The 19,958-nt window shown below is 55.2% G+C and carries 20 protein-coding genes; 13 read left to right on the forward strand and 7 right to left on the reverse strand.

Features of this window, described 5'->3' with window-relative positions; genetic code table 11:
- Positions 1-7: 7 nt before the first annotated feature.
- Positions 8-556, forward strand: coding sequence for a hypoxanthine phosphoribosyltransferase (hpt, locus tag ACR0AU_RS04095; protein ID WP_010439696.1), 549 nt, complete (start codon positions 8-10; stop codon positions 554-556).
- A 162-nt stretch (positions 557-718) separates the two neighbouring features.
- On the opposite strand, the gene ACR0AU_RS04100 is transcribed toward hpt, so the two are convergent.
- Together ACR0AU_RS04100 and lipA are read right to left on the reverse strand one after the other, a co-directional pair.
- Positions 719-1,864 (reverse strand): amidohydrolase, encoded by a 1,146-nt coding sequence (locus tag ACR0AU_RS04100; RefSeq protein WP_480795304.1) that lies wholly within the window; start codon positions 1,862-1,864, stop codon positions 719-721.
- On the reverse strand, positions 1,861-2,811 hold the full coding sequence (lipA, locus tag ACR0AU_RS04105) for a lipoyl synthase (RefSeq protein WP_480759878.1): 951 nt from the start codon (positions 2,809-2,811) through the stop codon (positions 1,861-1,863). The genes ACR0AU_RS04100 and lipA overlap by 4 nt, the downstream gene beginning before the upstream one ends.
- A gap of 262 nt (positions 2,812-3,073) precedes the next feature.
- Between lipA and ACR0AU_RS04110 the strand changes: the two genes are divergently transcribed.
- Positions 3,074-3,622 carry a redoxin family protein gene (locus ACR0AU_RS04110; protein WP_480795305.1) on the forward strand — a complete coding sequence of 183 codons (549 nt, stop codon included), beginning with the start codon at positions 3,074-3,076 and terminating at the stop codon, positions 3,620-3,622.
- A 51-nt stretch (positions 3,623-3,673) separates the two neighbouring features.
- Here the strand turns inward: ACR0AU_RS04110 and ACR0AU_RS04115 are convergent, their stop codons facing one another.
- Positions 3,674-4,597, reverse strand: coding sequence for a hydrogen peroxide-inducible genes activator (locus ACR0AU_RS04115; protein ID WP_170562940.1), 924 nt, complete (start codon positions 4,595-4,597; stop codon positions 3,674-3,676).
- Positions 4,598-4,657: 60 nt separating this feature from the next.
- Positions 4,658-5,755 (reverse strand): DUF6456 domain-containing protein, encoded by a 1,098-nt coding sequence (locus ACR0AU_RS04120; protein ID WP_480795306.1) that lies wholly within the window; start codon positions 5,753-5,755, stop codon positions 4,658-4,660.
- A 241-nt stretch (positions 5,756-5,996) separates the two neighbouring features.
- Between ACR0AU_RS04120 and ACR0AU_RS04125 the strand changes: the two genes are divergently transcribed.
- Entirely contained in the window at positions 5,997-6,296 is a 300-nt protein-coding gene (locus ACR0AU_RS04125; RefSeq protein WP_170510658.1) for a DUF6477 family protein, read from the forward strand.
- Here ACR0AU_RS04125 and ACR0AU_RS04130 read toward each other — a convergent pair whose 3' ends face one another.
- Positions 6,297-7,841 (reverse strand): trimethylamine methyltransferase family protein, encoded by a 1,545-nt coding sequence (locus ACR0AU_RS04130; protein WP_170801006.1) that lies wholly within the window; start codon positions 7,839-7,841, stop codon positions 6,297-6,299.
- A gap of 134 nt (positions 7,842-7,975) precedes the next feature.
- The gene (locus ACR0AU_RS04135) at positions 7,976-8,416 is read right to left on the reverse strand and encodes a GNAT family N-acetyltransferase (RefSeq protein WP_480795307.1); all 441 of its coding nucleotides are present in this window, start codon (positions 8,414-8,416) and stop codon (positions 7,976-7,978) included.
- Between the two features lie 70 nt (positions 8,417-8,486).
- On the opposite strand from ACR0AU_RS04135, the gene guaA reads away from it, so the two are divergent.
- The 10 genes from guaA to ACR0AU_RS04185 all read left to right on the forward strand — a co-directional run bounded on the left by guaA (position 8,487) and on the right by ACR0AU_RS04185 (position 18,564).
- Positions 8,487-10,046, forward strand: a complete 1,560-nt coding sequence (gene guaA / locus ACR0AU_RS04140; protein WP_170421311.1) for a glutamine-hydrolyzing GMP synthase — start codon at positions 8,487-8,489, stop codon at positions 10,044-10,046.
- A 57-nt stretch (positions 10,047-10,103) separates the two neighbouring features.
- Positions 10,104-10,694, forward strand: a complete 591-nt coding sequence (locus ACR0AU_RS04145; RefSeq protein WP_170393253.1) for an acyltransferase — start codon at positions 10,104-10,106, stop codon at positions 10,692-10,694.
- A gap of 187 nt (positions 10,695-10,881) precedes the next feature.
- On the forward strand, positions 10,882-11,769 hold the full coding sequence (locus tag ACR0AU_RS04150) for a DMT family transporter (protein WP_170645961.1): 888 nt from the start codon (positions 10,882-10,884) through the stop codon (positions 11,767-11,769).
- 137 nt (positions 11,770-11,906) lie between these two features.
- Positions 11,907-13,133, forward strand: a complete 1,227-nt coding sequence (locus ACR0AU_RS04155; RefSeq protein ID WP_170393255.1) for an OmpP1/FadL family transporter — start codon at positions 11,907-11,909, stop codon at positions 13,131-13,133.
- Between the two features lie 97 nt (positions 13,134-13,230).
- Entirely contained in the window at positions 13,231-14,127 is an 897-nt protein-coding gene (locus ACR0AU_RS04160) for a DMT family transporter (protein ID WP_170732023.1), read from the forward strand.
- Between the two features lie 49 nt (positions 14,128-14,176).
- Complete coding sequence (locus ACR0AU_RS04165) at positions 14,177-15,049, forward strand: ATPase (RefSeq protein WP_170562988.1); 873 nt, start codon at positions 14,177-14,179, stop codon at positions 15,047-15,049.
- Positions 15,050-15,087: 38 nt separating this feature from the next.
- Positions 15,088-16,005, forward strand: coding sequence for a homoserine O-acetyltransferase MetA (gene metA, locus ACR0AU_RS04170; RefSeq protein WP_170393257.1), 918 nt, complete (start codon positions 15,088-15,090; stop codon positions 16,003-16,005).
- Positions 15,995-16,948 carry an alpha/beta fold hydrolase gene (locus ACR0AU_RS04175; RefSeq protein WP_170610374.1) on the forward strand — a complete coding sequence of 318 codons (954 nt, stop codon included), beginning with the start codon at positions 15,995-15,997 and terminating at the stop codon, positions 16,946-16,948. Before metA ends, ACR0AU_RS04175 begins: the two co-directional genes overlap by 11 nt.
- A gap of 48 nt (positions 16,949-16,996) precedes the next feature.
- Positions 16,997-17,866 (forward strand): polyphosphate kinase 2, encoded by an 870-nt coding sequence (gene ppk2, locus ACR0AU_RS04180; RefSeq protein ID WP_480795308.1) that lies wholly within the window; start codon positions 16,997-16,999, stop codon positions 17,864-17,866.
- A gap of 83 nt (positions 17,867-17,949) precedes the next feature.
- A complete protein-coding gene (locus tag ACR0AU_RS04185; protein WP_170393260.1) occupies positions 17,950-18,564 on the forward strand; it encodes a TetR/AcrR family transcriptional regulator in 615 nt (204 codons plus the stop codon).
- An 11-nt stretch (positions 18,565-18,575) separates the two neighbouring features.
- Here the strand turns inward: ACR0AU_RS04185 and ACR0AU_RS04190 are convergent, their stop codons facing one another.
- On the reverse strand, positions 18,576-19,793 hold the full coding sequence (locus tag ACR0AU_RS04190; protein ID WP_170732022.1) for a tetratricopeptide repeat protein: 1,218 nt from the start codon (positions 19,791-19,793) through the stop codon (positions 18,576-18,578).
- Positions 19,794-19,958 lie beyond the last annotated feature (165 nt).

Below are 19,958 nucleotides of genomic sequence, written 5' to 3' on the forward strand. Positions count from 1 at the left end.
GGCAGCGATGAGCCAGCGCGCATATGTGATAGATGAGATGATCTCGGCCAAGGCAATTGCTGCCCGGATCGAAGAGCTTTGCCGCGAAATAACGGCTGAATTCGGCGGCACTGACAAGCTGGTCGTTGTCGGCCTGCTGCGCGGCAGCTTCGTCTTTATCGCTGATCTGGTGCGTGAGCTGGACCTGCCCATCGAGGTCGATTTTCTGGAGGCATCGTCCTACGGAGACTCGATGGAAAGCAGTCGAGAAGTTCGTATTCTTAAGGACTTACGCGGCGCCATTGAAGGGCGCGATGTTTTGGTGGTCGAGGATATCGTGGATACCGGCCATACCCTGAACCACGTCTCCAAGCTGCTCCGCACCCGCAAGCCGCACCGGTTGAAATCCATCGCCCTTCTGGACAAACCCAGCCGGCGCGAGGTTGATTTCCGCTCGGACTGGATCGGGTTTGAAATCCCTGATGAATTTGTCGTGGGTTATGGCATCGACTATGCGCAGCGCAATCGCAACCTGCCGTTTATCGGCAAGGTTCGATTTGTCGAAGATCAGGACTGATGAGTCTGCGCCACTTTGTTCGCATGTCAAAATGGGGGCGAAACCCGCCCTCGGAACGGCGCGTGAAACTGGTGTTTGGCGCGATCCTTATCTGCCTGATTATTGCCGGAATTGAATATATGGGTTGGTGGCCCGAATGGGCAGAAAGCCAGCCCAGAAAACTCAGGCCTTGAGCGTTTGTTCGATAGCAGCCAGAAAAATATCTGTCCCGATCGGGATCAAAGCATCCGGGAAATCATAGTCGGGGTTGTGTAGCTGCGGATGATCCCGCCCCGCGCCTAGCCAGAACATGGCGTTTTTTGCGCCTTTTCCGAACTGCCCAAAATCTTCCGAAAACCTTTGTGGGGTTGCAACCAGCTTGCAAGGAATGTCGCGGCTTTGGCAGGCCTCTGACAGGATCTGCACGGCTTCACCCGAATTTGTGCAAGCCTCAAACACATCGTCATAGGTGATTTCAACACTTAATCCCTGTGCCTGAGCACGTGTAGCCACCAGTTGTTCTGCGTCGCGGATCAGGCTTGCCATCCGGCTGTCCGAGACCGTGCGCAGGGTCACCCACAGTTCGGCCTGACCGGGTGCGATACCAAAAGTGGCCTCACCCAGCCTAGCATGGGTTACCGTTGTCAGCGCATATTCTGCATCCAGCGCCCCACCCTGCCCCAGAATGGCCAAAGCAGGCATAAGCTCTGCCAACGCACCGGCTGGCGACACTCCATCCTGAGGGGCCGCCGCGTGAGAGGTTTTGCCCGTCAAAACAATTCGCATCCCACGCGAGGCGCAATTCGCCGGACCCGAGCAAAGCTCAACCCCGCCCAATTCCAAACCCGGCAAATTGTGCAAAGAAAACACATAGTCCGGAGCGATATCCGCAAACTTGGGATCAGCACGATAGGCAATCGCACCTTGACCGGTTTCTTCGGCGGGTTGAAAAATCAGAACCACCCGCCCCTTGGTCGGACGCTTGTCCCCCAATACAAAGGCAACACCAAGCACCATCGCCATATGGCCATCATGCCCGCAAAGATGCCCCTTTCCGGGATGTTGCGACGCGTATCGTGCACTTGAGATTTCCTGAATCGGCAAACCGTCCAATTCACATCGGATTCCGATGGTTGGTCCGGGCTGTCCGCTATCATAAACCGCCGCGACACCGTGGCCACCGATACCTGTCAGAACCGCATCGGGATCACACGCCTGAAGCAAGTTCGAGATACTCGTCGCGGTTCCACGTTCCTCGCCCGATATCTCAGGCACTTGATGCAGTTCATGGCGCTTTTCGGTAAGCCAGGATTGAAGTTCGGGTTTCACCTCTGGTTCAACTTCTTTTGTCGAGCTTCGCGCAAACGGGCGAAATCATCGCCCGCATGGTAAGACGACCGGGTCAAAGGAGTTGCCGAGACCATAAGGAAACCTTTGCCGAATGCAGCTTTTTCATAGGCCGCAAACTCTTCGGGTGTAACAAAGCGGTCAATGCCATGATGCTTGGGTGTTGGCTGCAGATACTGGCCGATAGTCAGAAAATCGATATCCGCCGCGCGCATGTCATCCATGACCTGACGAACTTGCTGCTCGTCCTCGCCCAGTCCGACCATTATGCCGGATTTGGTGAAAATGGACGGGTCCATCTCTTTGACCCGCTGCAGCAAGCGCAATGAGTGGAAATATCGCGCACCGGGACGCACCTGAGGATAAAGGCCCGGCACCGTTTCAAGATTGTGATTGAACACATCTGGCTTGGCCTCGACCACAATCTCAAGCACCGAGGGATCGCATTTCAGGAAATCCGGCGTCAGAATCTCGATCGTAGTCTTGGGCGAGCGGTGTCGTACTGCGCGTATGGTTTGGGCGAAATGGTCAGCCCCACCATCCTGCAGGTCATCCCGGTCCACGGATGTGATGACCACATGGTTCAAGCCCAGCTTCTGCACCGCATGCGCCACGCGACCCGGTTCAAATGCATCCAGAGTATCCGGCTTACCGGTCGCAATGTTGCAGAAGGTACAACCGCGCGTGCAAATCTCGCCCATGATCATCATGGTCGCGTGACCCTGGCTCCAGCACTCACCTACATTCGGGCATCCGGCTTCTTCGCAGACGGTGACCAGATTGTTGTCACGCATGATCCTATGCGTCTCGGCATAGCCCTTGCCACCCGGCGCTTTGACCCGAATCCAGTTCGGTTTGCGCGGAGCCGCATTGTCAGGTCGATGTGCCTTTTCGGGGTGTCTTTGCTCGGGTATTTTCAGATCACGCACGGCTGGCTTTCCTGACTTTGGGTCAATTTTCTTAGTTCATAACATAGACCGACTCATTTGGTTACACCAGCGGCGCATAGCCGCTATGCGGCACGTCTACGCTCGTGCAGCGAAAGTGACAACGAACATCATTTTACGCATTACTTATAATGCTTTATCGCCATCAAAGATATTATGCTTTTGCAGCATATATATCATTGAAGCCGAGTTAGAATCATTTTAACTCTCGCGGCAAACATATGTGAATCACAGGAGTTTGATGATGAAAACCGGTGCAAAACTGCCTGACGTAACCTTCCACACCCGTGTCCGCGATGAGGCCGTCGAAGGCCCCAACCCGTTCCGTTGGGAAGACAAGACAACTGCAGATTACTTTGCAGGCAAGCGCGTTATCCTGTTCTCGCTGCCCGGCGCATTCACCCCGACATGCTCGACCTATCAATTGCCTGGTTTCGAAAAAGGCCACGGCGATTTTGCGGGCAAGGGCATCGATGCAATCTACTGCATGTCCGTCAACGACAGCTTTGTCATGAACAAATGGGCCGCCGATCAGGGTCTGGAAAACGTCAAGGTCATTCCTGATGGGTCCGGTGAGTTCACGCGTAAAATGGGCATGCTGGTCGACAAGGACAATCTGGGCTTTGGCATGCGCTCGTGGCGTTACGCAGCCATCGTCAACGATGGCGTTGTGGAGGCATGGTTCGAAGAGCCCGGCCTGATGGATAACTGCCCCGAAGACCCTTACGGCGTGTCGTCCCCAGAAAACCTGATGAAGCATCTGGACGAAGCCCGCGAACCGGCGCTGGCATAATCCTGTCATGCCCTACTTTGAAAGGCCCGCCATTTCGGCGGGCCTTTTTCGTTAGGTTCGAGTTTTAGCTACCACGTCTTCACCGACCTGCCGGATTACTTGCGCCAATCGATCGAACCACTCCTCCGCTCCGGTCGAGCTGCGACGCACCAGGCCAATGGTCCTCGCCGGTTGCGGCGCACCAAATCGCAACAATCGCAGACCAGGGACTGCATCCGTCTCGGCCTGCGCCGCAAGTTCAGGCATCAACGTCAGGCCAAACCCTTCGGCGACCAAACGCGACAACGTGGCAAGTGAGGACGCACCCATATTAATTTGGCCGCTGGTACGATCCTGACCGCAAACTTCTAGCGCCTGATCTGTCAGGCAGTGCCCGTCTTCCAACAGCATCAATTGCGCTGTCTTCAAGTCCACAGGCCGCAACTCTTCCGGGCTGATGGTCAATCGATTCAAGCGAGTCTGACTTCCTGCCAGCAAGAACCGATCTTCGAACAGTGGCTCTTCGTGGAAAGTTCCATTTCCCAGGGGCAGCGCCAGTACGGCGGCATCTATTTCGCCCAAGCCCAACATGGATAGCAGCCGCTCGGTCCGAGCCTCACGAATCTGAACCCGCAACGAGACATCCGCAGCCCGCAACCCGGCCAGTACCCCCGGTAGCAAATATGGCGCAACCGTAGGAATAATCCCGATCGACAGGGACCTATGGCCACCCGAATGGTCGCGCGCAAATCGATCCAACCGTTCGGCCGCGTTCAGGACATGTTGGGCATAGTCCAATACGTCTCGTCCAAGTGGTGTCAACAGGATGTCGCGGGCCTGCCGTTCGAACAACGGCCCACCGATCGAGTCTTCCAGTGACTTGATTTGAACCGAAAGCGCAGGCTGCGACACATGGCAGACCTGCGCGGCACGGCCAAAGTTACGCTGTTCGGCGACGGCCTGGAAATATTGCAGCTGGCGGAAGGTGAAATTCATAACCCCTGACTATCATTTGGGGTCATTTCCGCAAGGCCGGTATATGGCTGCATGAATCGTTCAGCCGATCATCCGATCCCGCTCGGTCTGGTCCTCGTAGTGGCGCTTCAGCCTTTGCAACGCGATCCGCAGCACGATCTTGCCTGATCGCGCAGACCAGCCCATCCGCTTTTCAGCCAGCTCAAGCCCTTCTAGATAACAACAACAGCGCAGCGCGACGTCGCTCAAACCCGGCCCAAGGTCAGACAGCGCGCGGGCCACACGATCCCTGGCACCAGAAGGTCCTCGCCCCACCTGGCTGTCCGAGGCAAAGTCACCGCGTCCACCGCCTGTCAGAAAACGATCCCAATTTTGTGTGACCTGAGGTCCGATCTGCGCCAGTTCGAAATCCTCACGCAAGCGCTCGCCCGCGCTCACCAGAGTTTCATCCAGAAACGGCTTGCCATCCCGGTCGCGGCGGCGCGCCAAAGCGATCAGCGGGCTTTCCACAGTGCTGTAACGAACGCGGGGCTGCGATGGCGCCCTTGCACCGACAGTTGCGGGTTCGAATGCGGCCTGCGCTTCCGCCATGCCAAATTCATTCTGCGTACGCGCCCGGTTTTCGGCCTCGGCAATCAAATGACTTAGTGCAGCCCTGCCCGAGGTAGAAATCCGGTAGCGCGAGATCCGACCCGGACTATCGCATGAAATCCAATCATTCAGCGCCAGAGCCTGTGCGATCCGGCAATCTACAACTGCTGTTTTGGTAGTTCCTCCTTTGCCGTTGTCCCGAACCACAACAGCCTTGTCCATATCCTCGGCCACGGCAAGCACGGCACCGGATTCACACATGCGCCTCAGTACACGCAGCGACTCGCGCTCGAATTCGTCGTCTTGGGCTTCGGGCCGTCCTGCCTCAGACGTCACGATTGCAAATGAAGAACCTGTGCGCTCCATTGGCGCAAAGTGTGACTGGGCCAGAGAATGCAGAGCTGCATCCACCAAAGGATCGTCCCTGCGCATCTCAACCCTGCGGATCTGACGCAGAATGGTCGAGGCATGGCACCCTGCGGACCGCGCAATATCCCGAATAGATCGCCCTGACTCCGTATGGTCCAGATATCGTTGCGCCCCTTCGGGAACCCATGCCGGAACAGTGAATGCCACGCTGTTTTCCATATTTCTTCGCCCTCGTCGACAAAACAAACTGACAGTTTTAGCCGTCGGATTCTTAGTTAACCAAATCTAACTAGAGTTGCTTTCGTTACTCGTTCGTTAATCACAGACGGCACAGAGCAGAATTGATTCAAAAAGATAAACAGTGGTGAAACCATAGTTCGGGGTGATCCCGCACAAGGCAACACCCGCTTAGGTTGTGTCACATTTCAGACAGCGAAATTGAAAAAGAAGGAAAGCTGCCGTGCAGGACCTGATGACCATGATCACCACACTCCGCCGCCCGCGATTACTGGCCCGTGCCGCCAAGATCGGGGTGCAGGACTATAATCGCGACCGCCACCTGCAACGGCTTCTTGGATATGGATCAACACCGGGCACTGGTGCAGCGTTGATCCGTTTGCTGGAATTGGAGCGTGAGATTAACGCGCAACGCATCGAAGAAGACGCGGCCTATTCACTGGTGCGCCATCTTGATCTGCTGATTGCATTAAATGGCGAAGCGCAACTGTATCAGGCCAGTCGCGCCACGCAGTATCAGTAATCAGGTGAACGCGTCCGGCATCGATGCTTTCTTTTCGGCAACATATGCGTCGAGCGCAGCCTTTACATCAGGGTCAAGCTGCGGCTGCTGGTAGTTCGCCAACAGATGCTCAACCCGTGCCGAAGCCAGCGTCCGTGTATCGCGGGCGCCTTCTTCTTCCCAGGTCTCAAACGGCTTATAATCCAAGAGATCGGTTTTCCAGAACGCTTCCTTGAAGTTGGCTTGCGTATGGGCACAACCCAAATAGTGACCTCCGGGACCGACTTCGCGGATGGCGTCCATCGCCTGTGCATTCTCATCATAGGCCACACCTTTGGCCAATCCGTGCAAGACGCCCAACTGATCGGCATCCATGACGAATTTCTCGAAATCCGCCACCAAGCCGCCTTCGAGCCAACCGCAGGAATGCAGCATGAAATTCACGCCCGACATAAGACCCATGTTCAACGAATTCGCGGTCTCATACGCAGCTTGCGCATCCGGCAATTTTGAACCACAGAACGAACCCGCAGAGCGATATGGTAGACCCAGTCGGCGCGCCAACTGACCCGCGCCATAAGTGACGTGCGAAGCCTCTGGGGTGCCAAAGGTCGGCGCTCCTGAATTCATGTCGATCGACGATACGAACGCCCCAAAGATCGCAGGAGCACCCGGACGGATGATCTGGCTATATGCTACACCTGCCATGACCTCGGCCAGAACCTGCGTCAGCGTGCCCGCGACCGAAACCGGTGCCATAGCACCACCCACGATGAACGGCGAAATAATGCAGGCCTGATTGTTTGCGGCATAAACTTCCAGAGAACCCATCATCACGTCGTCAAAGGTCATTGGCGAGTTGATGTTGGTCAAAGATGTCATCACGGTGTTGTTCTGCACGAACTCTTTGCCGAACAGGATCTCGCACATCTCGATCGAATCCTGCGCCCGGCTGGGATCAGTGACCGAACCCATGAACGGTTTGTCGGACAGAGTCATATGCGCCATCAGCATGTCCAAATGGCGCTTGTTTACCGGAATATCTGTCGGTTCGCAGACCGTACCGCCCGAATGGTGCAGCCACTTGGACATGTAGGCCAGCTTCACGAACTTGTTGAAATCGTCCATTGTCGCGTAACGACGTCCGCCTTGCGCATCGCGTACGAACGGAGGACCATAGACCGGAGCCAGAACCATATTGCGGCCGCCGATGACTACCGATTTCTCAGGATTGCGGGCGTGCTGGGTAAATTCGCTAGGGGCGGTCTTGATCAGCTCACGTGCCAGGCCGCGCGGCAGGCGGACCCGCTCACCATCGACATCTGCACCCGCGTCTTTCCAGCGCTCAAGCGCTGCCGGATTGTCTACGAAATTGACGCCAATCTCAGCCAATACGGTTTCCGCATTGGTTTCGATAATCTCCAGCGCCTCATCGTTGAGGACCTCGAAATTGGGGATATTGCGTTCGATATATTTCGCGGTTTCGATCTTGACCGCCGTACGCTCGGCACGACGGGCGGCACCACCGCCACCCCGTGCCCTGCGCCGGGTGTTTGCCTCTGCCATTGAGTAAATCCCGTGATTGGTTGGTTTGGTAGATGTGTTACATGAACGGCAAACTCCGCCACAGGTAGTTTACGGCGCTCTAGAGGTAAAAGCGACATGAACTGTAGGCCACAGCGACATATGTCTGTCAGTCCCTACTTTGCCCATTTCTGCATGACGACAGAATTCTCTGCCTCCTCGACCTCCACCCAACCCAGATGGGTGTACATTTCACGGGTCGCGTGCATCAATCGGTGAGTCCGCAAGCGCAGGATAGAAAGCCCAAGCTCAACAGCCTCAGCTTCAGCAACTGCAAGTAATTGCCGCGCAACACCTTTGCCCTGAGCTTCTGGCGAAACGGCGAGATTGAATATCATCATAGCCTCGGCCTGTTGATCATATATGATGACACCGAGAAGTGTACCGTCCACTTCAGCAATGACGACCTGATGCTCTGCGATCTCTTCCTCGATACCAGACGCAACATCCGGCAGATCGGCAATGTCTCTCATCGCATCGGCATAAGCGCTTGCGATACAAACTTGTATCGACTTGGCGTCGCTTCGTTCGGCAGTTCTGAGTTTTATGGTGGTCATGTATCAGCCTCCTCGCTGAATTGACGTCATTACGCTTGCACAAGCAAGGCTTGCGACCTAATAGCCAATCATGACCCAAGACAGCCATGACCGCCTTTTGATCATCGACTTCGGCAGCCAGGTGACGCAGCTTATTGCCCGCCGCTTGCGCGAACTGAACGTCTATTGCGAAATCCACCCCTACCAGAACGTCACGATGGATTTCGTGCGAGAGATGGCGCCCAAGGCCGTCATTTTTTCGGGCGGCCCTGACAGTGTTACGCGCGAGGGTTCACCCCGCGCCCCGCAAGAGATTTTTGACTACGGCGTGCCGATCCTGGGCATCTGCTATGGTCAGCAGGTGATGATGCATCAACTGGGCGGCAAGGTTGAAAGCGGGCACGGCACCGCAGAATTTGGCCGCGCATTTGTTACTCCGAATAATCGGCTTGATATCCTCGATGGCTGGTTCGCCGAAGGTGACGAGCAGGTCTGGATGAGCCACGGCGATCATGTAAGCGAAATCGCTCCGGGTTTTGAGGTGTTCGGCACTTCACCCAACGCGCCGTATGCCATCACGGCCGACGCCTCGCGTCATTTCTATGCGGTGCAATTTCACCCCGAGGTTCATCACACACCCAAGGGTGCAAAGCTCTATGAGAATTTTGTCAAACTGGCAGGGTTCAAGGGCGATTGGACCATGGGGGCTTATCGGGACGAGATGATCCGCAAGATCCGCGAACAGGTCGGGGACAAAAAAGTCATTTGTGGCTTGTCTGGCGGTGTCGACAGCTCGGTTGCGGCGATCCTGATACATGAGGCGATTGGCGATCAGCTGACCTGCGTGTTTGTCGACCATGGGCTGCTACGCAAGAACGAAGCTGCCGAAGTCGTCGGCATGTTCCGCGACAATTACAACATCCAGTTGATCCACGCGGACGAAAGCGAACTGTTCCTGGGTGAACTTGATGGTCAATCCGATCCTGAGACCAAGCGCAAGATTATCGGCAAGCTGTTCATCGACGTGTTCCAGAAACACGCCGACACAATCGACGGCGCCGAGTTCTTGGCACAGGGCACCCTGTATCCAGATGTGATTGAATCCGTGTCGTTTTCGGGCGGTCCATCTGTGACCATCAAATCGCATCACAATGTGGGTGGCCTGCCTGAAAAGATGGGTTTGAAGCTGGTCGAGCCTCTGCGTGAACTCTTCAAGGACGAGGTCCGCGCGTTGGGCCGAGAGTTGGGCCTGCCCGACAGCTTCATCGGTCGCCACCCCTTCCCCGGCCCCGGCCTTGCCATTCGCTGCCCGGGTGAGATAACTCGCGAAAAGCTTGAGATCCTACGCGAAGCCGATGCCATATATATCGACCAGATTCGCAAACATGGTCTGTATGATGAGATTTGGCAGGCCTTTGTCGCCATTCTTCCGGTGCGCACGGTCGGTGTAATGGGGGATGGACGAACATACGATTATGCCTGCGCCCTCCGCGCGGTCACATCCGTCGATGGCATGACAGCGGACTACTATCCGTTCAGCCACGAATTCCTCGGTGAAACCGCCACGCGTATCATCAACGAAGTCAAGGGCATCAACCGATGCACTTACGACATCACCTCGAAACCTCCCGGAACGATTGAATGGGAATGATTATTCCCCCTCGGCAGTGCTGAAATGCACCGCATTTGACGGGAGAAGGACAATTCGATGAGCAACTACTCGGTACATGAAACGGCAATCGTCGATGAAGGCGCGCAGATCGGAGATGGCTGCCGAATCTGGCATTGGGTGCACATCTGCGGAGGCGCCAAGCTGGGCCGAAATGTTTCACTCGGGCAGAATGTCTTCGTTGGGAACAAGGTTATAATTGGCGACGATTGCAAAATTCAGAACAACGTTTCGATCTATGACAACATCACGCTGGAAGATGGCGTATTCTGTGGGCCGAGCATGGTGTTCACGAATGTGTACAACCCGCGTTCATTGATCGAACGAAAGGCCGAATACCGCAATACTCTGGTAAAGAAAGGGGCCACGCTGGGCGCCAATTGCACGATCGTTTGCGGTGCTACAATCGGGGAATACGCTTTTATCGGCGCAGGTGCCGTTGTTAATGCTGACGTGAAGCCATACGCACTGATGGTGGGCGTCGCTGCCAAACAGATTGGCTGGATGAGCGAGTATGGCGAGCAGTTGGATTTACCTCTCACTGGGCGTGGTGAGGTTACCTGCCCTCATACCGGTGCTCGATACGTGTTGAACGGCGATTCGGTCAGCAAAGCTCTGCCAACCACCTGAGTATCAGAGCCAGCACGCCGAACGGCTAAGAACCCCTTTTATTTGCGGGTTCGCGTCAGAATACTGGCATCATCTAAGCCCCTCACCCAAAGCGATCATAGACGGCCAGACTTACATTTAGCCTTGCTTCATCGGGTAAAACGCAATCTATTCAGCCCGTTGCACCACAGCACATGTAAGAGATCTCATGAACAGCAATAAAATGCAGATCGGTAAGGCGGCGCTGTGGATGACAGGGGCGATCGCCTCATTCACATCGATGGCCATTGCCGGCCGCGAGCTGAGCGTGACGCACGACACCTTTGAGATCATGTTCTATCGCAGCCTAGTTGGTATCTGCGTGGTGGCAATCGTCCTCTCGGCTTCACGCAAATGGCATCAGGTAACCACCAAACGTCTTGGTTTGCATGGTATTCGGAACGTGTTGCATTTCACCGGGCAGAACCTGTGGTTCTATGCAGTAACGGTGATCCCGTTGGCCCAGGTCTTTGCACTCGAATTCACTCAGCCCATCTGGGTGATCCTGCTGTCCCCACTGCTGCTGCACGAGAGGTTGACCGCTTTGCGTCTGACCGCAGCCCTGATCGGATTTGCCGGGATTCTCATTGTGGCCCGTCCAGGGGCCGCCACACTTAGTCCCGGCGTTATTGCTGCGGCCGCATCTGCGATTTTCTTCGCGTTAACAGCAATATCGACCAAGTCCTTAACGCGCATAGCCAGCATCGGATGCATTATGTTCTGGCTTACTTTGATGCAGGCCGGTTTGGGTCTGGTTGCATCAGGTCTGGATGGGCAAATAACACTTCCAACCTTAACGACTGCGCCGCTTCTTTTGCTTGTCGGCTTGGCAGGCCTATTGGCCCACTACTGTATTACCAATGCCCTGGCCATCGCGCCTGCGACCGTGGTCGTGCCGTTTGATTTTGCACGCCTTCCGACCATCGCGATCCTCGGGATGGTCCTTTATCACGAGCCGCTGGATCACTGGACGCTTCTGGGGGCCGTGGTGATCTTTGCCGGGATTTTCCTGAACGTTTGGTCCGAGAACCGTAGCAATTCAGCAACACCCGCATAGAGCTATTTTGCTGAATAACGCTCCGTCACCGGTTGACCCAATTTTAAAGTTTAAGACAGTAAAAAGCGGTAACGAGGCCGAATACGCCCAATGAGGATGCGTATAACAGGCAATTTGGACAGTGTAGGGAGGAATATATGAAACGAGTGTTGTTGCACACATGCGCGTTGTGCATTGGGGCAACCGCGGCGCAGGCCGGCGGCCTAGACCGAAGTGGGCAAGGTGTTAACATCCTGTTCGAAGAGGGATCTGTCGTGCAGTTTCGGCTTGGGTATACAAAGCCGGACGTAAGCGGATCGATGGAGGATCAAATTCCGACCAGCCCGACGTTTGGGGAAACGATTGACTCGGGCAATGTCTCGAACAGCTTTTTCACACCGCATCTGGCATACAAGACTTCTTTGACCGAAAAGCTCGACTTCGCGCTGGTTTATGACGAGCCGTTTGGCGCGGATATCGACTATTCTTCGGATTATCCCTTGTCGCAGAATGTCTTGGCTCTGGCAGGTCTTCCCGGAGCAACAACTGACGTGCTTCGCGCAAAAGCAGATACCGATGCGATCACGGCTTTGCTTCGCTACAAATTGGATGGTGGCTTCAGTGTTATCGGTGGTCTCCGCGCCCAGCGTCTGAAAGCAAGTGTTTCAGTTCCGATCGCTGGTGCAAGCACAACACCATTCGCGTCCGGGGGATACCGCGTTGAAACCGATGCCGAGATCGATTTCGGTTACGTTGTCGGTGTTGCTTGGGAACGGCCAGATATCGCCGCACGGGTCGCTCTGACCTATAACTCGAAAATCACACATGATCTGTCGCAGACCGAAGCGAACGATGCCATCACTGGAATTGTTCCACCCGGCATACCCGTCGTGGGTCGCGTCAGCGCTGATTCATCGACCGAGGTTGTGACGCCTCAATCTGTCAATCTCGATTTCCAGACAGGTGTCGCGCCAAAAACGCTGTTGTTTGGTTCGATCCGTTGGGTTGACTGGCCGCAAACCGTGTACGCACCGCCGGTCTATACTGGTCTGACCGGTATTAACCTGGTCGACTACGAAGAAGCGACATGGACCTACTCACTGGGTCTCGGCTATCAGTTTAGCGAAGAATTCTCTGGCGCGGTAACGCTGGGTTACGAGAGCTCTCAGGGGAACTCGGTCTCGAACCTAGGCCCGACGGATGGGTTCTGGAGTATCGGTCTGGGCGGCACTTACTCTCTTGAAAAGGCCAAGATTTCCGGTGGTGTACGCTATACGGATATTGGGGATGCCACTGCCAACGGTACTGGCCCCGATAACCGTGCCACGTTCACTGGCAACAGCGCATGGAGCGTTGGTATTCAGGTGACTTACGCGCTGAACTAAAGCAGATGCAAATGTGCATATTAAGCCCCGCCATCTCGGTGGGGCTTTTTAGCATGTTCCGGGTCGATATGCTGATTGAGAGATGCCAGAACAAGCCATGACCTCTCAGAAAACACTCACAGCTCGCACTTGGTCCGAATTGATACTGCTTGGTGTCATTTGGGGAATGTCATTCCTTGCGATCCGAATCGCACTTGATACGATTCCCGTCATAACATCAGTTTTCCACAGGGTTTTTTGGGCAGCGCTGGCGTTGTGGATCGTCATCATCTTTCAGCGCCAACCGGTTCCGAGCGATCCGAAGGTCTGGGGTATTTTTCTGATCATGGGGCTGTTGAACAATGTCCTGCCATTCTCGCTTATGGCCTGGGGGCAGCTCTATGTCGAAACTGGGCTGACATCGATTCTGAACGCTGCCACCGCGATCTTCGGCGTCCTTTTAGCGGCCTTGTTTTTTCGCGACGAGAGGCTGACCAAAACCCGCCTCCTTGGCGTAGGGCTTGGGTTTCTGGGCGTTTCAATCACAATTGGCCTCAGACAGTTTAGCAACCTAAACCCAAGCAACCTGGGTCAGGTTGCGATCCTGGCTGGAACGCTTTCTTATGCGTTTGCAGCCATCTGGGCGCGTAGCCACATGAGCGCCCTTCCCCCTCAGATCGCCGCGGCAGGTATGTTGACCGGATCTGCGATCCTGATGACGCCTGTTATGTTGTTGGTCGATGGAGTTCCGACCTTCACCCTGCCCCTGCAAACCTGGCTGGCAATCGCCTATTACGCCCTGCTGGCAACAGCCGGAGCCTATTTGCTGTATTATCGCGTACTGCAACAAGCAGGCAGCGGTAATGTTCTGCTCGTAACGCTCATAATTCCGCCAATCGCAATACTAATGGGTGCTTTGGTGCGCGATGAAGCTTTGCCACCACGTGCTTTTATCGGTTTTACGGTACTGGCGATCGGCTTGCTCATCCTCAGCCGATCTCGCCGACGCGATTGACGCCGCCAGCGGCCCGTTTTAGCTAGGGCAAAACAAGGGACGGCGGATTATGATCTACAACTCGGCAACGGATTGGCGCCAGGCTGCGCGAAAGAAGGTGTTGTTCTTCGGTATGTCCGGGTTGGGAAAATCCTATGTCTCAAACACGCTGCGAGATGCCGGGGACTGGTTCCACTATTCAATCGATTACCGCATCGGCACCCGCTATATGGGCGAACATATCGCGGACAATGCCAAGGCTGAGGCGATGAAAGTACCCTTTCTCCGCGAGCTTTTGCTGTCGGATTCAATATATATCGGGTCGAACATCACGTTTCAGAACCTGACCCCGGTGTCGACTTATCTGGGCAAGCCGGGCAATCCCGATCTGGGCGGCCTTGAAATCTCGGAATATCAGCTGCGGCAAGACCAGTTTCGGCAGGCCGAAATCCATGCCCTGTTGGATACCAAGTATTTCATCGACCGGGCCAATCGTCTTTATAGCTATCCTCACTTTATCTGCGATACCGGCGGGTCAATCTGCGAATGGGTAGAGCCTGACAATCCAAATGACCACATTCTGACCGAATTGTCGCGCCAGACCCTGATGATCTGGATCAAGGGCGATGAAGCCCACACTGAAGAACTGATCAAACGCTTCGACAAGGCACCAAAGCCTATGTCCTATAAGGCCGAGTTCCTGCAGCGGGTTTGGGACGAATACCTCGCCCTCAACAAGTGTTCCGGCACCAAGGTTGATCCGGATGCATTCATCCGCTGGACCTATGCGCAAGCGCTGGCGCACCGGCAGCCACGCTATGAAGCGATGGCCCGAAATTGGGGTGTTACAATAGCAGCCGATGACATCGCCAAAGTGCGGGATAGTGGCGATTTCGATGAGTTGATCGAACGCACCCTTGAGACCCGCCCCAACCCCGCCTAAGTTCCAGACTTCCTTCGCAGTTTCAACAGCGTGACCAAATGCCGATCAAAATCCCCTCTGACCTGCCCGCCTTTGAAGTCCTGACAAATGAGGGCGTCATGGTCATGGCTGATGATCAGGCCGCACGGCAGGATATTCGCCCACTTCGGATCGGGCTTTTGAACCTGATGCCAAAGAAGATACAGACCGAAAACCAGTTCGCACGCCTGATCGGAGCGACCCCACTGCAGATCGAGCTATCGCTGATCCGCATGACGGAACATCAGACCAAGAATACCGCCGCCGAGCATATGGCCGAGTTCTACCATCCTTTTCAGGAGGTGAAGGACCAGAAGTTCGACGGCCTGATCATAACCGGTGCACCAATCGAACATCTGGATTTCGCTGACGTCACCTATTGGGATGAAATCCGCGAAGTGTTTGAGTGGACCCAGACCAATGTGCATTCCACATTTGGCGTATGCTGGGGTGGTATGGCGATGATCAACCATTTCCACGACGTTGAAAAACACATGCTGGATGCGAAGGCCTTTGGCTGCTTCCGGCACCGGAACCTAGCACCCGCATCTCCATTTTTGCGTGGTTTTTCTGATGATTGCGTGATACCCGTCAGCCGCTGGACCGAGATGCGGCAATACGAGATCGATGCGGTTCCTGATCTGATCACTTTGCTTGGCAGTGATGATGTCGGCCCCTGCCTGATCGAAGATCCCGTGCATCGGGCGCTCTATATCTTCAATCACTTTGAGTATGACAGCGATACGCTCAAACAGGAATATGACCGGGACATCGCAAATAACACGCCGATTAATGTGCCTATCAACTACTATCCCGACGATGATCCAAGCCAGAACCCTCAGAACAGGTGGCGCAGTCACGCGCATCTGCTTTATGGTAACTGGATCAATGAAATTTACCAGACAACCCCGTTTGATATGAGTAAAATTGGCCAGTAAGCTTTTGATATCGCTCAGCGTTGCGCTTGTGGGTCTCGCCCTTGTGACCGCATGGCGCAGCGCGCAGCGTGAAAGCAGCGCCGAGGCTTCGTTTCCGCCAGAAGGCCAGATCGTCGATGTCGATGGCGTTGCTGTGCATGCCGTAGTGATGGGCGTAGGGCCGGATGTGGTGCTTATCCACGGGTCCAGCGGAAACACGCGCGACATGACTTTTGCGCTGGCCCCAATTCTGGCCGAGACCTATCGCGTCATCGTCTTTGACCGCCCGGGTCTTGGATACTCAGATAGCTTTAACTCCGACGGCGAAACCATTGTCGAACAAGCGGAAATCCTACAACGAGCCGCATCGAAACTAGGCGCAGAAAAACCGATCGTCGCCGGGCAAAGCTATGGCGGTTCGGTTTCGCTTGCCTGGGCTGTCACTCGGCCCGACAACATCGCAGCTTTGGTCCTGATCGCTCCGGCGGCGATCCCGTGGGAAACACCTCTGGACGCGTTCAACACTATTGGTGCGACGACAGCGGGCAACGCCCTTGCTTTGCCTTTGGTCAGCGCATTTGTTCCTGACTGGTTTGTTACGAAGGCGTTGGACCAGGTGTTTGCACCGCAAAAAGCCCCCGAAGGATATGCCGAGCATTTCGGGCCGGGCTTGACCATGCGCCAGTCTTCGATGCACGCAAATGCCAAACAGCGTGCAAATCTGCTGGATGAAATCACCGAGCTTCAACCCCGCTATGGCGAGATCTCCGTGCCAACCGAAATTGTCCACGGTACGGCGGATACGACTGTCGGGCTGGGCTGGCATTCCGAGCGCCTGATCGAACAGATTCCCGGCGCTGAGCTGATCGAATTGGACGGCATAGGACACATGCCGCAGGTTGTGGCCGCCCCAGAGGTTGCCGCCGCAATCGACCGCGCAGCCGAGCGCGCGGGTTTGCGTTAAGTCCATCCGTAATTCATAGTAAGATATGGATTTTATGGCGAGGCGTGCATGACCCAATCAGACCCGGACACTATCGAGAACTATTTTCACAACCACGCCCCAAAACCCATACGCTCGGCTATTGAAGAGGCCAAGAAGGGTGAAATTCTGAACCCGACCTACCCCTACTCCAAAAAGCTCAAAGGCAAGGAATACGATCAGCAGATGGAAGGTCTGCAGATTGAGCTGGTCAAGATGCAGCGATGGGTCAAGGAGAACGACCAGCGCATCGCTATCCTGTTCGAGGGCCGTGACGCCGCTGGCAAAGGCGGAACCATCAAAAGGTTCCGCGAGAATTTGAACCCAAGGGGCGCGCGGAACGTGGCGCTTAGCAAACCCTCGGACGCAGAACGCAGCCAATGGTATTTCCAACGCTATATCTCTCATCTCCCATCGGCTGGTGAAATCGTGTTTTTTGATCGCAGTTGGTATAATCGGGGCGTTGTCGAAAATGTCTTTGGCTTCTGCACGACGGAAGAGCGTGAACGTTTTTTCAGGCAGGTCCTGCCCTTGGAAACCGGGTTTAGCAATGATGGCATACATATCTTCAAGTTCTGGCTGAATGTCGGGCGCGCCGAGCAGCTTAACCGCTTTCTTGCCCGCGAAACCGACCCGTTGAAGCAATGGAAACTCAGCCCGATCGACATCGCAGGCCTGCACAAATGGGATCAATACAGTCAGTCGATTACCGAAACCCTTACACGAAGCCATTCCGAAAACTGCCCTTGGACGATCATTCGATCAGATGACAAGAAACGCGCCCGGCTGGCAGCCATTCGCACCGTGCTAAGCCAACTCGACTACGAAGGCAAAAACCTGGAAGTGGTGGGCATGCCGGATGAAAAGATCAGTGGTGGTCCGGAAATCTGGGATGCATAAGCTAATTGCAACACTCTGCTCAGCCTACGCTGGATTAGGCCCTGGCCGCTGCATATATACAATAAAACGCGCCTGAGGCCGGGATGACGAAACGCGGATATCACCACGGAAACCTAAAGCAAGCCTTGATGGAGGCCGCCTTGTCCCTGATCGAACAGAAGGGACCGACCGGTTTTACATTGTCAGAGGCCGCAAAGACTGCTGGGGTCACTCCCGCAGCCGTCTATCGCCATTTCGAAGGGCGTGAGGACCTGATCGCCGAGGCTGCCCGTCAGGGGTTTGAGATGTTCGCCGACCTGATGCAATTTGCCTATGACAAAGGGCAACCCTCGGCGCTTGCGGCGTTTGAGGCCACGGGCCGCGCCTATCTTGCCTTCGCCCGCAAGCACCCCGGCTATTATATCGCGATGTTCGAAAGCGGGATTTCAATCAATCGTACACCGGAACTGGCGCTGGCCGCGAACCGGGCTAAAAACGTGCTTGAAAAGGCCGCCAGCGATCTGTCGCAGCATATTCCGCCGGAGAAGCGTCCGCCCGCTTCGATGTTCAGCGCCCATATCTGGGCCATGAGCCATGGTGTTGTCGAACTTTTCGCACGCAATACCGGCGCAAGTTCCCCCTTCCCGCCTGAAGACCTTCTGGAGAGCGGAATTGGAATCTATCTGCGCGGTTTGGGTCTGGTCGCACAGGACGAATAAGACCCTGCCAGTCAATCACTTTCGCGGGCGGTCCCGCCGTCGATCAACGGGACTCCCGCTGCCCTCACGCCTGCAATAAGCGCATCAACCGGTTGCGACTCTTTGAATACGCGGCGTTTCAGGGCCTCCAGCGGAAAACCAGGCCAAGTTTTCTGGTAAACATTGGCGAGACGCCGTGCCTCGACTTGTTCGCCATTGTTCCAATGCGCGGCCATCAGATAGGCCGCTGATATCGGCCCAAATGGTCCTCCGCGCTCGATCGTGTCCTCGTAAGTTCGGATCGCCGCTGCATAGTCTCCGGTATGAAAATGCGCAGACCCTAGTACATTGCCAAAGACAAGCCCGCCGCTGCGTTCCGCAAGCTCTTCATACCATTCAGATTGCGCCAGGATCCGCTCGAAATTCAGAGTATAGAGTGAAATAAGTGCATCGAACTCAGCGACATGCGGATCGGTGGGGGCCAGATCAACGGCTCTGCGAGACAGGGCTGATGCCCGATCGTAATTGCCCAGTGCAAATTCCAGCCAGGCCCGCGCCGAAAGCGCCCAAGCCTCATCAGGTGCGATATCCATCGCATGGGCGCTTTTTTCATCGGCAGACTTCAAATACTTTTCTGCATCCGGTTCAAAGAACAACAAAATGGCCAGCATGGTCTCGACCTGTGCCGCTCCGGCATAGCCACAGAAAAAGAGTGGATCTCGTTCAATCGCCGTCTCAAAAATCAGCAAAGCCGGTTGCAGGCGCGATAGGTCAACGACGGGGAACATCACATCGCGGCCGGCACTACAAAGGTTTATCGCTTCTACCCGCGCGGGAGATACGTCATAAATCGCGCTTTGCCCTCGGCCCACAGCGCTGCGAGGCTCATTCTTTGAGTAATAGCCTGATACCCAGATGCCTACGCCAATCAAAGCCAGAAAGAACGCGATAACCAACGCGCTTCGCCGAATGCCCTGTGGGTTCTGGGCTTGCGAACTCCCCAGCGTAAATTCGGGTGCATAGCTACCGACAGGCAGCGAAATCACCACGGGATCAGCTTCGCCATCACCTCCGTAGTAAGCTTTTAGCTTTCGCCTGACACGACCCGCATCAACGCGCACAACCCCTTCCCGCTTGGTCAAGTCTTCGGCGCTGTAACCATAAACATCCATGGCAATGGTCTTGGCGCGGATCTCATCCGTGCGGCCGGCAAGCGCTTCGGTCACGACATAGCTAAGAAAGGCCCGCATTCGGGCAGATCCTTTGAAGCCACCTGAGTTCAATACCCGCTCAAGAGCACTTCGCACCTCCTCATCCGAGAAAGAAGGCGCTGTGTCACGTTGTTTGTTATCCGCCTGGGCAGTCAAGAACTATCCTTTCATGACAATGGCTTGACCCCATGATGCTACGGTAGC

It is taken from the genome of Ruegeria sp. CG1 (genome assembly GCF_056537265.1).

Bases quoted from the DNA above. Each gene is read 5' to 3' on its own strand.
- hpt (WP_010439696.1), top strand. From the start codon at position 8: ATGAGCCAGCGCGCATATGTGATAGATGAGATGATCTCGGCCAAGGCA.
- ACR0AU_RS04110 (WP_480795305.1), top strand. From the start codon at position 3,074: ATGAAAACCGGTGCAAAACTGCCTGACGTAACCTTCCACACCCGTGTC.
- ACR0AU_RS04115 (WP_170562940.1), bottom strand. From the start codon at position 4,597: ATGAATTTCACCTTCCGCCAGCTGCAATATTTCCAGGCCGTCGCCGAA.
- ACR0AU_RS04120 (WP_480795306.1), bottom strand. From the start codon at position 5,755: ATGGAAAACAGCGTGGCATTCACTGTTCCGGCATGGGTTCCCGAAGGG.
- ACR0AU_RS04130 (WP_170801006.1), bottom strand. From the start codon at position 7,841: ATGGCAGAGGCAAACACCCGGCGCAGGGCACGGGGTGGCGGTGGTGCC.
- ACR0AU_RS04135 (WP_480795307.1), bottom strand. From the start codon at position 8,416: ATGACCACCATAAAACTCAGAACTGCCGAACGAAGCGACGCCAAGTCG.
- guaA (WP_170421311.1), top strand. From the start codon at position 8,487: ATGACCCAAGACAGCCATGACCGCCTTTTGATCATCGACTTCGGCAGC.
- ACR0AU_RS04145 (WP_170393253.1), top strand. From the start codon at position 10,104: ATGAGCAACTACTCGGTACATGAAACGGCAATCGTCGATGAAGGCGCG.
- ACR0AU_RS04150 (WP_170645961.1), top strand. From the start codon at position 10,882: ATGAACAGCAATAAAATGCAGATCGGTAAGGCGGCGCTGTGGATGACA.
- ACR0AU_RS04155 (WP_170393255.1), top strand. From the start codon at position 11,907: ATGAAACGAGTGTTGTTGCACACATGCGCGTTGTGCATTGGGGCAACC.
- ACR0AU_RS04160 (WP_170732023.1), top strand. From the start codon at position 13,231: ATGACCTCTCAGAAAACACTCACAGCTCGCACTTGGTCCGAATTGATA.
- ACR0AU_RS04165 (WP_170562988.1), top strand. From the start codon at position 14,177: ATGATCTACAACTCGGCAACGGATTGGCGCCAGGCTGCGCGAAAGAAG.
- metA (WP_170393257.1), top strand. From the start codon at position 15,088: ATGCCGATCAAAATCCCCTCTGACCTGCCCGCCTTTGAAGTCCTGACA.
- ppk2 (WP_480795308.1), top strand. From the start codon at position 16,997: ATGACCCAATCAGACCCGGACACTATCGAGAACTATTTTCACAACCAC.
- ACR0AU_RS04185 (WP_170393260.1), top strand. From the start codon at position 17,950: ATGACGAAACGCGGATATCACCACGGAAACCTAAAGCAAGCCTTGATG.
- ACR0AU_RS04190 (WP_170732022.1), bottom strand. From the start codon at position 19,793: ATGCGGGCCTTTCTTAGCTATGTCGTGACCGAAGCGCTTGCCGGCCGC.